At 63.6% G+C, this 13,102-nt stretch carries 14 protein-coding genes; 10 read left to right on the forward strand and 4 right to left on the reverse strand.

What is annotated here, in order from left to right; all coding sequences use genetic code 11:
* Window positions 1-19: 19 nt before the first annotated feature.
* Entirely contained in the window at window positions 20-1,015 is a 996-nt protein-coding gene (locus JQ629_RS12420; protein WP_212412915.1) for a TRAP transporter substrate-binding protein, read from the reverse strand.
* 86 nt (window positions 1,016-1,101) lie between these two features.
* A complete protein-coding gene (locus tag JQ629_RS12425) occupies window positions 1,102-2,460 on the reverse strand; it encodes an NAD(P)H-dependent oxidoreductase (RefSeq protein ID WP_212412916.1) in 1,359 nt (452 codons plus the stop codon).
* Between the two features lie 288 nt (window positions 2,461-2,748).
* Here JQ629_RS12425 and JQ629_RS12430 point away from each other — a divergent pair, with 288 nt between their 5' ends.
* Both JQ629_RS12430 and JQ629_RS12435 read left to right on the forward strand, forming a co-directional pair.
* A complete protein-coding gene (locus JQ629_RS12430; protein WP_212412917.1) occupies window positions 2,749-3,654 on the forward strand; it encodes a LysR substrate-binding domain-containing protein in 906 nt (301 codons plus the stop codon).
* A 117-nt stretch (window positions 3,655-3,771) separates the two neighbouring features.
* A complete protein-coding gene (locus JQ629_RS12435) occupies window positions 3,772-5,445 on the forward strand; it encodes an SWIM zinc finger family protein (RefSeq protein WP_249135004.1) in 1,674 nt (557 codons plus the stop codon).
* 106 nt (window positions 5,446-5,551) lie between these two features.
* On the opposite strand, the gene JQ629_RS12440 is transcribed toward JQ629_RS12435, so the two are convergent.
* Window positions 5,552-6,010: an SRPBCC family protein gene (locus JQ629_RS12440; RefSeq protein ID WP_212412918.1), complete on the reverse strand. Its 459-nt coding sequence runs from the start codon at window positions 6,008-6,010 to the stop codon at window positions 5,552-5,554.
* A 118-nt stretch (window positions 6,011-6,128) separates the two neighbouring features.
* Between JQ629_RS12440 and JQ629_RS12445 the strand changes: the two genes are divergently transcribed.
* The 7 genes from JQ629_RS12445 (at window position 6,129) to JQ629_RS12475 (ending at window position 11,163) form a co-directional block, all read left to right on the forward strand.
* Entirely contained in the window at window positions 6,129-7,226 is a 1,098-nt protein-coding gene (locus tag JQ629_RS12445; protein WP_212412919.1) for an adenylate/guanylate cyclase domain-containing protein, read from the forward strand.
* Between the two features lie 139 nt (window positions 7,227-7,365).
* The gene (locus JQ629_RS12450) at window positions 7,366-7,719 is read left to right on the forward strand and encodes an ArsR/SmtB family transcription factor (RefSeq protein WP_212412920.1); all 354 of its coding nucleotides are present in this window, start codon (window positions 7,366-7,368) and stop codon (window positions 7,717-7,719) included.
* Window positions 7,720-7,731: 12 nt separating this feature from the next.
* Window positions 7,732-8,262: an SRPBCC family protein gene (locus JQ629_RS12455; protein ID WP_212412921.1), complete on the forward strand. Its 531-nt coding sequence runs from the start codon at window positions 7,732-7,734 to the stop codon at window positions 8,260-8,262.
* 54 nt (window positions 8,263-8,316) lie between these two features.
* Window positions 8,317-9,075: a DUF899 domain-containing protein gene (locus tag JQ629_RS12460; protein ID WP_212412922.1), complete on the forward strand. Its 759-nt coding sequence runs from the start codon at window positions 8,317-8,319 to the stop codon at window positions 9,073-9,075.
* Window positions 9,072-9,341, forward strand: a complete 270-nt coding sequence (locus JQ629_RS12465) for a hypothetical protein (protein ID WP_212412923.1) — start codon at window positions 9,072-9,074, stop codon at window positions 9,339-9,341. Before JQ629_RS12460 ends, JQ629_RS12465 begins: the two co-directional genes overlap by 4 nt.
* A gap of 52 nt (window positions 9,342-9,393) precedes the next feature.
* The gene (locus JQ629_RS12470; protein WP_212412924.1) at window positions 9,394-9,819 is read left to right on the forward strand and encodes a GFA family protein; all 426 of its coding nucleotides are present in this window, start codon (window positions 9,394-9,396) and stop codon (window positions 9,817-9,819) included.
* A 111-nt stretch (window positions 9,820-9,930) separates the two neighbouring features.
* Entirely contained in the window at window positions 9,931-11,163 is a 1,233-nt protein-coding gene (locus JQ629_RS12475; RefSeq protein ID WP_212412925.1) for an MFS transporter, read from the forward strand.
* A 76-nt stretch (window positions 11,164-11,239) separates the two neighbouring features.
* Here JQ629_RS12475 and JQ629_RS12480 read toward each other — a convergent pair whose 3' ends face one another.
* Entirely contained in the window at window positions 11,240-11,677 is a 438-nt protein-coding gene (locus JQ629_RS12480; protein ID WP_212412926.1) for a VOC family protein, read from the reverse strand.
* Window positions 11,678-11,872: 195 nt separating this feature from the next.
* Here JQ629_RS12480 and JQ629_RS12485 point away from each other — a divergent pair, with 195 nt between their 5' ends.
* On the forward strand, window positions 11,873-13,057 hold the full coding sequence (locus JQ629_RS12485; protein WP_212412985.1) for an aminotransferase class V-fold PLP-dependent enzyme: 1,185 nt from the start codon (window positions 11,873-11,875) through the stop codon (window positions 13,055-13,057).
* Window positions 13,058-13,102: the final 45 nt, after the last annotated feature.

Below are 13,102 nucleotides of genomic sequence, written 5' to 3' on the forward strand. Positions count from 1 at the left end.
CCGCAGCAAGCTGAACGCGTCAGGCGATCTGGCCGATGCGGTCGGCCCATTTCTTGCCGGCCGGAAACTCGGTCGTCAGGCTCTTCACCGTCGCGGTGAAGGCCGTCTTGTCGACCTCGGAGATCACGATCTTCTTGGCCTTGATCAGTTCCAGGATGCGAACGTCGTCGCCGATCACCTTCGGCCGCATCTCGGCTTCCATGTCGCGCGCGGCCTGGTCGACGGCCTGGCGCAGCTCCGGGCTCAGTTTCTGGTAGGCCTGTTCGCTCATGACGACGCAGTTGTCCTGCATCATGTGCTCGGTCAGCGACAGATGGGTGTTGGCGTCGAAGATGCCGGAATTGTAGGTCAGGCCCATCGGGTTCTCCTGGCCGTCGATCACGCTCGACTTCAGCGCCTGGAAAACTTCGGGGAAGGGAAGCGGGGTAGGCGAGGCGCCGAACAGCTCGAAGGTGCGGCGCCAGAGCGCGGTTTCCGGCACGCGGATTTTGAGCCCCTTCATGTCGGCTGGCACTTTCACCACCCGGTTGCAGGAGAGCATGCGCGGCATGCGCGGGATCGCGCCGAGCGGCCGCAGCTTGGAGGTCTTGGCGATGTCATCCTGGTATTCGGCGCGCATCGTGTCCCAGACGCGATCCTTGTGCGCGACGTCCTTGAACAAATAAGGATGGGTCCAGACCTCTGCCGGGCGGTACCAGCCGGCGACCACGCCCTGACCCGGCGTTGCGATCTGGATCGCGCCCTGCAGGACGGCCTCGACATGCTCGCGTTCGCCGCCGAGCGCGCCGCCATGGTGGCCGGTGATTTCGATCTGGCCCTTGCTCAGTGCGGTGACGCGCTTGCTGAAGAAATCGAGGCTGATGCCGATGAAATCCTGCTGCGAGGCTGCGCTGGCGCCGATCCAGCTGAGCTTCTGGGCCCTGAGCACGCCCGGCATGCCGATCAGCGCCGCGCCGGTCGCGAGCCCGCCGAGCATGGCGCGGCGGGATAGATAGCTTCGTCCCTTGGCCGTCATGGTTAGTCCTCCTCGGTTGTGGTTCGGCCCGTTGTTCGGGCTCTACGGCGATGGCGGGGCGCAACGGCGCCCCGTCATGAAGTCGGTCAGGCGACGCGGGTGTTGGGGCGCGCGAAGGCGGCCTCCATCTCGCGCCGGACTTTTACGGCGAGATTGGCGGGGTCGTAGGCGACGTCGCTCCATTTCAGGCGCTGGCCTTCGGCGATGTCGGTCTTGAGCTTGACGTTGTGGGCGAGCCCGAGCGGCAGATAACCTTCATCGAGCGAGGCCGAGGCGGGCGTCTGCTTGCCCCAGACGCAGAAGCCGCCTTCGCCGTCGAGCATCTCGCCGGCCTTGAGCGCGCGCTTGGCGGTGGCGACGACATCCGAGTTGAACATGATCGGCGCGCCCGTCGGCTCCTTGCGCAGCGCGGCCGAGGCGACCGAGATGCCGAGTTCCAGCCCGATCATGTGGATCGGCCGATACAGGCAGGAATATTTGCCGGTCTTGTCCGGCAGCATGCTGTACTCGCGGAAGCACTCCTCGCTATAGCCGCTGTCGCTCTCGAAGACGACATAGGTCCCCATGACGAGGCTGTTGGCGACATCGGTGCCGTCGCGGTAGACGGAGGACGTGACCTCGGTAACGCCGCTGCGCTCCAGAACACCGCCGTCTGATTTCGGCTTGCATATCTCGGCATGCTCGAAACGTGTCGCCGGCGGGAAGGAGAGGCCGTTGGCCTGCGCATGAAGGCCGGTCGCGTTGCAGACGGCGGTCATCTCGATGCCCGACTTGGTGCCGTCGACGAAGCTGTTGAACATCTTCGGATTGATCGAGTTGCGATCCTTGATCTTCATGTACTTGTCGAGAATGTCCCAGACCGTGTCGGGGGTCGACTGGTGGTAGGTCGGGTGGTAGCGCGTGCCCTTGCCGGCCGACACCACCTTGAAGCCTGCGGCGCGCGCCCAGTCGACATGGTCGGCGATCAGCGCCGGCTGGTCGCCCCAGGCGAGCGAATACACCACGCCGGCCGCGTTCGCCTTGCGGGCCAGGATCGGGCCGGCGACGGCGTCGGCTTCGACATTGACCATGATGATGTGCTTGCCGTGCTCGATCGCTTTCAGCGCAAAGCGGATGCCGGCGCCGGGATCGCCCGTCGCTTCGATGACGACCTCGACCCCGGGATGGGTGACCAGCTTGTCGCCATCGTCGGTGATATGCGTCGCGCCATTCTTGAGCGCGTCCTCGATCGAGGCGGCGGCATATTGCTCCTGCGGCCAGCAGGCGAGCTGCAACTGCGAGCGGGCGCGCGCGGTGTTGAGGTCGGCGACGCCGACGATGTGCATGCCGTCGGTGTTGCGGGCCTGCGAGAGGAACATCGTTCCGAATTTTCCGGCGCCGATGATGGCGACCGTGACCGGCCGTCCGGCCGCCTTCCGTTCCAGGAGCATGCGATGCAGGTTCATGTTGGTGCGCCTTCCGCCTTCGGCCGATCGATGATCGGGCCAGCCTCATCCAGTGAGGAATCGACGGAAACAGCGAGTGCCGTGCCGCCTACTTGGCGGCGTACAGCGATCACCAGGCGGGCTTGCGCCGCCTGCCGATCTTCGTCCCCACTATGGCGGGTGACGTCTCTTCCCGATCGCTAGCAGCTTCTTTTGATGAGCTGCATTCCTCATTTATGCGTGCTAGCATGAGCAAATGGGGCAGCAAAAGCGAATAAGGATGCCTGAATCGATGAGCTGTATTCGTCAATGATTGGCGAGTTGCCGCCCCTGCAGTGGCTGCTGACCTTCCGCGCCGTGATGGAAGCCGGCAGCTTTGTCGGTGCTGCCAGGCTGTTGAACCTGACGCCTTCTGCGATCAGCCATCAGATGCGCGCGCTGGAAGGCACGCTCGGGCGCCCGCTGTTCCTGCGCGTCAAGCGAACCGTGATCCCGACTGAGGAGGCGCTGACCTACAGCGCATCGATAGGGGAGAGCTTCGCCCGGCTCGTCACCGCAACCAGCCGCGTCGCCTCCGGCGCCGGCGTGCGCCGGCTGCCGATCCACGCCTCGCCAAGCTTCGCGACGCTTTGGCTGGTGCCACGGCTCGGCCAGTTCCTGCGCGAGCACCCGGCGATCGACATTGCGCTCTACGCCAGTCACGAGCCGGCGCGGCTCGGTCAGGACGGCATCCTGGTCGATATCCAGTATGCGCGTCCGGTGCCGGAATCCTGCGAAGCGGTGCCGCTCGTCGAGGAGTTGATCGTGCCGCTGGCGAGCGCAAGCTTCGTTGCCGAACACCGATTGACGAGCCCCGCCGATATCGCCCGCGTCCCGCTGATCCACTCGCTGCGTTGTGTGGTGCCGTGGGACCAATGGTCGGCCAGGCACGCGCGGCTGGTGCCGCTCAATCCGCGCGGCCTGCAATTCGACCGGGCCCATCTTGCACTTGCTGTCGCCGCAGACGGGCTGGGCCTCGCTCTCGAATCGACCTTGCAAGCGGGTGACCATCTGCGCCGGGGCGCATTGACCATGCCTTTCGGGCCGCTCGGCATTCCTGCGGTCGCCCATCGACTGCTCTATCGCCGCGAGGATCGCGCCAATCCGGAAATCATCGCCTTTGTTGACTGGATCACCGGCATGCTGGCGCAGGAACGCCATTCCGAGTGGCGCTAACGGCCTCCTTGTCGACCGTTCGGCAATTATTTTTTCTCGGAGACGATCTATGTGAGTTGATGAGGGGGCGTTGCCGATGCACCTTCGACGGGCGCGATTCCTGCTGCGACCGGGCCTATGAAAGCCAAGAGCCAACCCCGTTTCGACATCGATGTCTTGCGCGAGATCACCGGCGAGAAAGTGTTCACGCGCGGCGAGGTCTATCATCGCAACGGACAAGTACAGATACTTGCCATCAAGCCGGACCGCGTGTTGGCGCAAGTGACGGGCACCGAAGACTACCGAACGGAACTCGCCGGCAAGGGTGAGGATATCGATGGCAACTGCTCTTGTCCTGCATTCGAGGATCGGGGCTTCTGCAAGCATATGGTAGCCACGGCGCTTGCGGCCAATGAATTCCGTGCCGACGAGATAGATGGCGGCGCGCTTGCCCGTATCCGTGATCACCTTAAGGAAAAAGGCATCGATGCCCTTGTCGAGATAATCGTCGGTTTGGTCGAGCAGGATCCGACCTTGTTCCGCAAGCTCGATGCGGCCGCCGTACTGCTGCACGCTGATGACGAGACGGTCGGCCAGCGCCTGCGCAAGGCGATTGACGGCGCGACACGCGTGAGAGATTTTATTGATTATCGTAAGGCTTCCGACTGGGTAGCTAATGTGGATTCGGTGCTCGACTCCATTGCCGGTCTCGCGTCAGGCACTCGCGCTGGTCTGGCACGCGAGCTTGCCGAGCGCGCGATCGAGCGGATCGAGCATGCAATCGAGGGGATCGACGATTCCGACGGCGGTTGTGGCGCGCTGTTGGGTCGGGCGCGCGACATACATCTTGCCGCGGTCCGCGAAACACGGCCCGAGCCAATACAACTCGCTCGCGATCTCTTCGCCCGCGAGATGCACGACGAATACGGAACGTTCGACGGCGCCGTGGCGCTTTACGCCGAGGTACTCGGCGAGAGCGGGCTCGCCGAATATCGACGGCTCGCTGCCGAGGCGTGGGAGAAGCTGTCCCAGTGCAGCAGTCGCGGGAGGCAGCAGGAGTTCGACGATAATTCGGACCAACTCATGAGGATTCTCGATTTCTTTGCCGAACGTGCCGGGGACGTCGACGCCCGCATTGCCTTGCGGGCCAAGGACCTGTCGTCCCAGTGGGACTATCTGCAACTCGCCGAATTCTGCCGCTCGCACGAGCGAGAGGAAGAGGCCGTTCGCCGTGCTGAGGAAGGCCTCTGGATGTTCGAGGATGAGCGGCCGGACGAGCGACTCGTGCTCTTCGCCGCGGACGCCCTTTCGAAGGCAGGTCGAAGCGCAAATGCCGAGGCTCACCTGTGGCGTGCTTTCGAAAAGACGCCGTCGCTCCATCTCTACGCGCGGCTGCGCAAATTCGGCGGCGAGGAAATGCGCGATCGCGCTGTCAGCTTCCTGGAGGCCAAGCAGGCCTCAGGCGCGCGATTCCATTGGTTTCAGCCGTCTGATCTTCTGGTCCGGATATGGATGCAGGAGAAGATGTTCGATGCGGCCTGGGCGGTGGCGACGAAACACGGCTTGTCACCGGTCCTGAAGGACGAACTTGCCAGGGCGAGCGAGGCGACCCATCCGCGTGAGGCACTTGAAGTTTATGCCGAACGCGTTGTGCTGTTTGTCAATGCTGGTGGCAATGCAGCTTATGCGGAGGCAGCAAAATTGATCGCGCGCATGGCGACGCTGCGCAGCAGAAAGGAACAGGCGGATTATGTCCTGGGGCTCAAAGCGCGTTTCGATCGCAAGCGCAACTTCATGAAGTTATTGGGTTGACCTGGCGCCAGCACGCAACGCGATGCTCTATCAGCGGGGCGCAGGCCGCCTGCGCTCGGCGCTTGATCTTCCCACGCCGGCCGCTTGACGAGAATGACGGGGGACGTCACGCCGCACCCTGCGTGCCATTCGGGCCCCGATCGGGACCAGGATCGCGACCGGCGGCGGCTGATGTGAGCCGGCTGAGATAATGCGCCCAACCCTTGTCATGGCTGGCACGGGTTGCCTCGTTCGGAAGGCCGCTATGGGTCATGCGCAGCAGCGTGCCGCCATCCTGTTCGATCAGATCGATTTCGATCAGGCTTGATCCCGGCGGCACCTCGTCGTTGGTTTCCCAACCAAAACTGTAGGCGAGGCGGTGCACCGGCACGACTTCACGAAAGGCGCCGCGCGCGGTGGCGCTGCCAACGCCTTTCAGGAGATAGAGCCCGCCCGGATGCATCTCCGTCGTCGCCTCGGTCCCCATCCATTGCACGATCTTGTCGGGATCGGTGAGGAAGGCGAACACGCTGGCGCGTGGTGCCGCAATGTGGGTCTCGCGCTGGACGACGAACGCTTCAGTCATCGAAAACCTCGTTGCTCGTTGGCATGAAGAAGGTGCAACCGATGCGAACATATGCCCGCGCGCGGATTTACCAAGGGCGGTTGATGACAATGACGCGCCGCTGCCACATGATCGGCCCATGCAACTCAATTCGACGCTGACATGGCTGGTGGATGCGGCGGGCGCTTCACCGGGTGCAGACCGGTTCCTTGCCGAAGTCGGTGCGCATTTGATCGCTGATAATCTGCCGCTCGCCGGCGGCGCCCTGACGCTCGCGGTTCCGCATCCGATCATTGCGCGCCGCACCTGGTTGTGGCGAGCCGAGAACGGCGAGGTGATCGAGGCGGTGGGTTTTGCGCCGGCAGATGCAGCGCAGAAGGATTCCGCTGGCGATGCCGGCTGGCGTTGGCTGGCCGGGCTCGCGGACGGAATGGTGCATGAAGACGTCGTGGGTCCGGGATCGGATGGACCGGTGCTCTCATGGATCGGGCCGCGTCAGTTCACGGAAACAGAGATCGCCCGGTTGCGTGAGGTCGCCCGTTTTGCCGCGGCACCACTTGCAGCACTTTCAGCGCGCGCGACGCTGATCGCAACGCTCGAGGCCTATCTTGGCCGGCGCAGTGCGGCACGCGTTATGGCGGGACCGCTGCGGCGCGATGTCGGCGAAACCATCCGTGCCGCGTTGCTCTATGCGGACCTGCGCAGCTTCACCGCGCTGTCCGAGACTTCGCCGCCGGCTGCTGTCATCGCCGCGCTGGACGCCTGGTTCGATTGCATCGCCGGCGCCGTTCACGCCTTCGGCGGCGAAGTGCTGAAATTCATCGGCGATGGCATGCTGGCGATCTTTCCAGTCACCGGGGAAAATCTCGGCGATGCCTGCAACGCGGCGCTTCGTGCCGTCACATCCGCGCAAGCCGGGATGGCGCATCTTGATGGGATCAGGCGAGAGCAGGGGTTGCCATCGCTGGCGTTTGGCGCCGCGCTGCATCTCGGCGAAATCCTTTGGGGCAATGTCGGTGCGGCGGACCGGCTCGATTTCACCGCGATCGGTCCCGCCGTCAATCTGGTCAGCCGGCTCGAGGGACTTTGCCGGCCGCTCGGCCGAACGGTTTTGATTTCCGGCGCAGTCGCTCGTGAGACCACCGCAAAACTGATCCCGCTGGGAACGCATCCGCTGCGCGGCATCGCCGCTCCCTGCGACGTTTACACCGTGCCGGACGGTCAGTCGGCGACCTGACAAAGGCTGCACAACAACAAAATCGCGAAAACAACCCCATGCAAAGTAAGAATGGGCCACTGGAACCCCCGCGGAACCCATCACGAAGAAGTTAAACCGATCGGTTGACAATCCGTTTCAGGCGACTATGTTAAACCAAATGGTTGAACAACACGCTCATCTGGACGCCGTCTTTCATGCCCTTGCTGACCCGACGCGGCGGGCCATGCTCGGCCAGCTCGCGAAACGCGAACTCACGATCGGGGAACTGGCGACCCCATTCAGCATGAGTTTCGCGGGCGCCTCGAAACACGTGCGGGTGCTGGAGAACGCTGGCCTCGTGACGCGCACGATCCAGGGCCGCACCCATCTGTGCCGCCTGCAGGCGGCGCGGCTTGCGGAGGCCAATGAGTGGCTGCGGCGTTATGAGCGCTTCTGGAATGAAAAGCTCGACACCTTGGAATCCCTGTTGCGCGCCGAAGACGAAGCGGCAGCAAAGAAAAGCAAGACGTGAAGGAGTAGAACGATGGATGCGAAGACACCCGATGCCTACGGCGCGCTGATCGAACCCACCACGCTGAAGATCCAGCGGCTGCTGCCCGGTCCGATCGAGCGCATCTGGGCCTATCTCATCGACAGCGACCTGCGCCGCAAATGGCTGGCGGCAGGCGCGATGGAGATGAAGGTCGGCGCGTCAGTCGAATTCGTCTGGCGCAACGGCGAGCTCAACGATCCGCCAAGCCCGCGGCCGGCGGATTTTCCCGAAGAGCACCGCATGCAAAGCCGGATCACCGAACTCGATCCGATGCGCAAGCTTTCGATCGCCTGGAACAACAGCGGCGACGTGACGTTTGAATTGGAGCCAAGGGGGCAGGGCGTGCTGCTGACGGTGATCCATCGCCGTCTGCCCGATCGCTCGACCCTGCTCAAGGTCGGCGCCGGCTGGCATATGCATCTCGATGTCCTTGTCGCCCGCGCATCCGGCAAGGACCCGGCGCCGTTCTGGCAAGGCTGGAGCCGCCTGCGAGACGAATACGACCGGCGGCTTCCGGCCTGACGCCGCAGCACGACGCCGAACGCAACACGCATCGCAACCAACAGGAGGCTAGCCATGACTCTGGCAATGAAGACTCATGCCGTTTCGGCACAGGAGTGGGAAGCCGCACGTCAGCAGCTGCTGGTGAAGGAGAAGGCCAGTACCCGCGCCCGCGACGCGCTGGCCGCCGAGCGCCGGCGAATGCCGTGGGTGGCCGTGGAGAAGAGTTACGCGTTCGAAACACCTAGCGGCAGTGCGAGCCTGGTCGATCTGTTCGACGGCCGCCGTCAGTTGATCGTCTACCGCGCCTTCTTCGAGCCCGGCGTGCATGGCTGGCCCGAACAAGCCTGCCGCGGCTGCTCCATGGTGGCCGACCAGGTCGCCCACGTCGCTCATTTGAACGCCCGGGACACCACGCTCGCGTTTGTCTCGCGCGCGCCGCAGGCGGACATCGCGCGGCTGAAGAAGCGGATGGAATGGACGATGCCCTGGTACACCATCACCGACAGCTTCGACAAAGACTTCGGCGTGGATGAATGGCACGGCACCAACGTGTTCATCCGCGACGGCAACAAAGTCTTCCGGACCTACTTCATCAACAACCGCGGCGACGAGCAGATGGGCGGCACCTGGAACTACCTCGACATCACGCCGCTCGGCCGGCAGGAAGTCTGGGAGGATTCTCCGAAAGGCACTCCGCAGACGCCAACATACAAATGGTGGAACTGGCACGACAGCTACGTGCCCGACGCCGCGCCCGACAAGAAATGGGTCGAGGTGTCGGACGCCGGCGAGGCTGCTTTCCGGGCCGAGAGCGCGGGCCGCAAGCCGTGACCGAGGCCCGTTCCGGCGCGATCCGTGAAAGCCGCAACGCGACAGCGAGCGGCATCGCCGATTGGCTCTATCTCGCGGCGGCGCCGACTTTTGCTGTCATGGCGCTGCTGACGGGCTTCCTTGGATCATCCGACGCCCTTTGCTCGAGTGCGGGTACGTCACCGCTGGGCGGCATGGTCCCGATGTATCTGCTGATGAGCGCCTTTCATTTGGCGCCCTGGCTGAAGCTGATCTCCCGCCGGCGAAACGGTGTCAGCCGGCGCTGATCTCGCGTTCGAAATTAAATTGCCTCGCATCATCCCACTGGAAGGAAACGACATGAGCAATGTCTATGCCGGCGGCTGCGCCTGCGCTGCGATTCGTTATGAAATTTCCGGCGAACCGGTCTTTATGAACCACTGCCAGTGCCAGGACTGTCAGCGCAGGAGCGGCACCGGGCACGGCTCCTATCTGACCTTCATGGGCAGGAAGGACGTCAAGCTGGAAGGCCAGGCGGCGCATTGCGACGCCGTTGGCGACAGCGGCAACGTGAAGACGCACAGCTTCTGCCCCGCCTGCGGCTCGCCGGTCTATCTGACGTTTGCCGCGATGCCGGATCTCTTCACCGTGCATGCGGCGAGCCTCGACGACCCCGCCCGCTTCAAGCCGCAGGCCGTCACCTACGCGATGCGCGGCCACGCCTGGGACGATCTCGATCCGGCTTTGGCGAAATTCGACAAGATGCCACCTGCTGCCAGTTCCTGAACCGGCCAAGGGTCTTTAAAAGGCGTGCCCCAAGAAAGATTATCCTGATCATGTCGCCTTTGGCGCTTCTCGAACGTCTTGAAACGAGAGGCGCCAAAACGGAGATTTGTAATGGACCATTCTCGCTATCGTTGGGTGATCGTCGTGGCCGGCGGCACGCTGGGCTGCGTCGCGGCCGGGGCGATGTTTTCCCTGCCGGTGCTGCTGCAATCGATCACGCGGGATACCGGCTGGTCGGTCGCAGGCGTATCGAGCGCGATGACGATCGGTTTCCTGGCCATGGCGTGCTGCAGCATGCTCTGGGGCAGCCTGTCCGACCGCTTCGGGCCGTTGCCGGTGGTGCTGGCGGGATCATCGGTGCTGGCCGGAAGCCTCTTGCTCGCCAGCCTGGCGACTTCGCTGCTCGCGTTCCAGTTCATCTTCGGCGTTCTGGTCGGCGGCGCCATTGCCGCGATCTTTGCGCCGATGATGGCCTGCGTCACCGGCTGGTTCGATACAAATCGCAGTCTCGCGGTCTCATTGGTGTCGGCCGGCATGGGGATCGCGCCCATGACCATGGCGCCGCTGGTGGCCTGGCTGGTCTCGGTCCATGACTGGCGAACGACGCTGCAGATCGTGGCTGGTATCGTTGCCGTGATCATGATTCCGGTATCGCTGTTGGTGCGGCGTCCGCCGGCGCTCGCGGCGGCCAACGCCCCAGCTCTGGCAAACGGCGAGCCGCACAACGAAATGTCGGTGGGCGAGGCGGTGCGGTCGCCCCAGTTCGCCATCCTGCTGCTGACGAATTTCTTCTGCTGCGCCACCCATTCGGGTCCGATCATCCACACCGTCAGCTACGCCGTCAGCTGTGGCATCCCGCTGATCGCGGCGGTTTCGATCTACAGCCTCGAGGGGCTCACAGGGCTCGGCGGCCGCGTCGCGTTCGGCATCCTCGGCGACAAATTAGGCGCCAAGCGCGTTCTGGTCGCGGGATTGCTGGTGCAGGCCTTCGGCGCGCTGGCCTATGTGTTCGTCCGCGACCTTGCCGGCTTCTATGCTGTCGCGGCGGTGTTCGGATTCATCTATGCCGGCACGATGCCACTCTATGCTGCAATCGCGCGCGAGAATTTTCCGCTGAAGATGATGGGCACCGTAATCGGCGGCACCGCGATGGCCGGCAGCCTCGGCATGGCCATGGGCCCGGTGGCCGGCGGTCTGATCTATGATACCCTTGGCAGCTACACGTGGCTCTATGTCGGCTCCTGGGCCATGGGACTTGGCGCGTTCCTGATCGCGATGACCTTCAAGCCGTTCCCCAAGGCGAACGCCAACGCGCAAGCGGCACCGGTGCCGGCTTCGGCATAGTCAGATTAACAGGCCCGGGCGTGTGCAGGCGCGCCCCGGGTTCATTGTTAGCTTGATCGCCTTGCTGTGTCAGGATTCACCCGGCAAACGCCTTTTCGAGATCGGCAATCACGATCTTCCGCATCTTCATCATGGCCTGCATGGCGCGATCGGCCTTGTTGCGATCGGGATCGCCGAGGTATCGGCCCAGCGCCGTGGGCACAACCTGCCAGGACAGGCCGAATTTGTCCTTCAGCCATCCGCACTGCGATTCCTCGCCGCCGTCGGCGGTCAGTCTGCTCCAGAAATAGTCCACCTCTTCCTGGGTCTCGACGCCGATGAAGAAGGAGACCGCTTCGTTGAACCTGTACTTGGGGCCGCCATTGAGGGCGTTGAACTTCTGCCCCTCGAGTTCGAAACTCGCCATGAAATCATTGACGACCTCGACCTTGGCATTGGGAAACACCGATTTGTAGAAGGCGACGGCCGCGGGGACGTTGTTGTCGAACCAGAGGAACGGCGTGATGGAAGTCATGACGGATGTCCTTGTCGGTTGGGATGAAATGGCAGGCTCGGTGCTTTGGAGGGAGAGTGGGCTCATCGGGAGGACGAACGCACGGACGGGATTCCGACACGGTCTGTTTCTTTTTTTGCGCAACGCCCAATCCACCCCTCCGGGGGCAGGGCCGGTCTGGTAGGCTTCCTCGGTTCGTCTGAAACCGGATTGCTCATGTCCATTGATCTTGAACGCCTTCGCGCTGAGACGCCCGGTGTCGTCAGCCGTGTCCACCTCAACAATGCCGGCGCCGGCCTGATGCCCTTTCCGGTGCTGCAGGTGATGACAGACTACCTCAAGCGAGAGGCCGAGATCGGGGGTTACGAGACGGCCGCCGAGGCTGCAGCACGCCTTGACGGCGTTTACGACAGTGTTGCCGGTCTGATCGGCGCCGCCAGGGATGAGATTGCGCTGACCGAAAATGCCACTGTGGCGTGGCAAATGGCCTTTTACGCCTTGCCACTGCGCGCGGGCGATCGCATCCTGACCGCGCGGGCCGAATATGCGGCGAACTACGTTGCGTTTCTGCAGGTCGCCAAGCGCACGGGGGCGGTGATCGAGATCATCCCTGATGACGCAAATGGCGTGCTGGATGCGGAAGCGCTGGAGCGGATGCTTGACGATCGCGTGGGTCTGATCGCGATCACCTGGGTGCCCACGAATGGCGGCCTGGTGAATCCTGCGGCCGCCGTCGGCCGCATCGCACGGGCGCACGGGATTCCCTATCTGCTCGACGCGTGTCAGGCCGTCGGACAGATGCCAGTCAACGTCGCGGCGCTTGGCTGCGACATGCTTTCAGCGACGGGACGCAAGTTCTTGCGCGGTCCGCGCGGGACCGGATTCCTGTATGTGCGTCGCGAGCTGCTGGCCAAGCTCGAACCACCGATGATCGACCATTTCGGCGCGCCGTGGGTGGCGCCCGATCGCTACCAGCTGCGGGCCGACGCCCGTCGCTTCGAGACCTGGGAGAACAACTACGCCGCAAGATTAGGGCTCGGTGTCGCGGTGGACTACGCGCGGGCGATCGGAATCGAGCCGATTGCCGCGCGTTGCCGGACCCTGGCCGGCCGGCTGCGCAATGAGCTTGGCCAGATTCCTGGTGTAACGATCCATGACCTTGGACCGCATCCGGCCGCGATCGTCACATTCTCCGTCCCGGGCTTTGTGGCCGATGCGGTGAAGACGCATCTGGCCGGCGCGGGAATCAATGTCAGCACGTCGGACCCTGCGAGCACGCTGCTCGACGCGAAGCGGCGTGCATTGCCTTCGATTGTGCGCGCCTCGCCTCACTATTATAATACGGAGGACGAAATCGATCGTCTGACGACGGCTGTTCGGAAGCTCAGGGATCGCCCGTGATCAGTTTGCTCATCCCGTCGCGTCAAGAAGAAGCGGATTGCTCCG

The sequence above is a fragment of the Bradyrhizobium sp. AUGA SZCCT0222 genome (assembly GCF_018130205.1).
Lineage (GTDB): Bacteria > Pseudomonadota > Alphaproteobacteria > Rhizobiales > Xanthobacteraceae > Bradyrhizobium.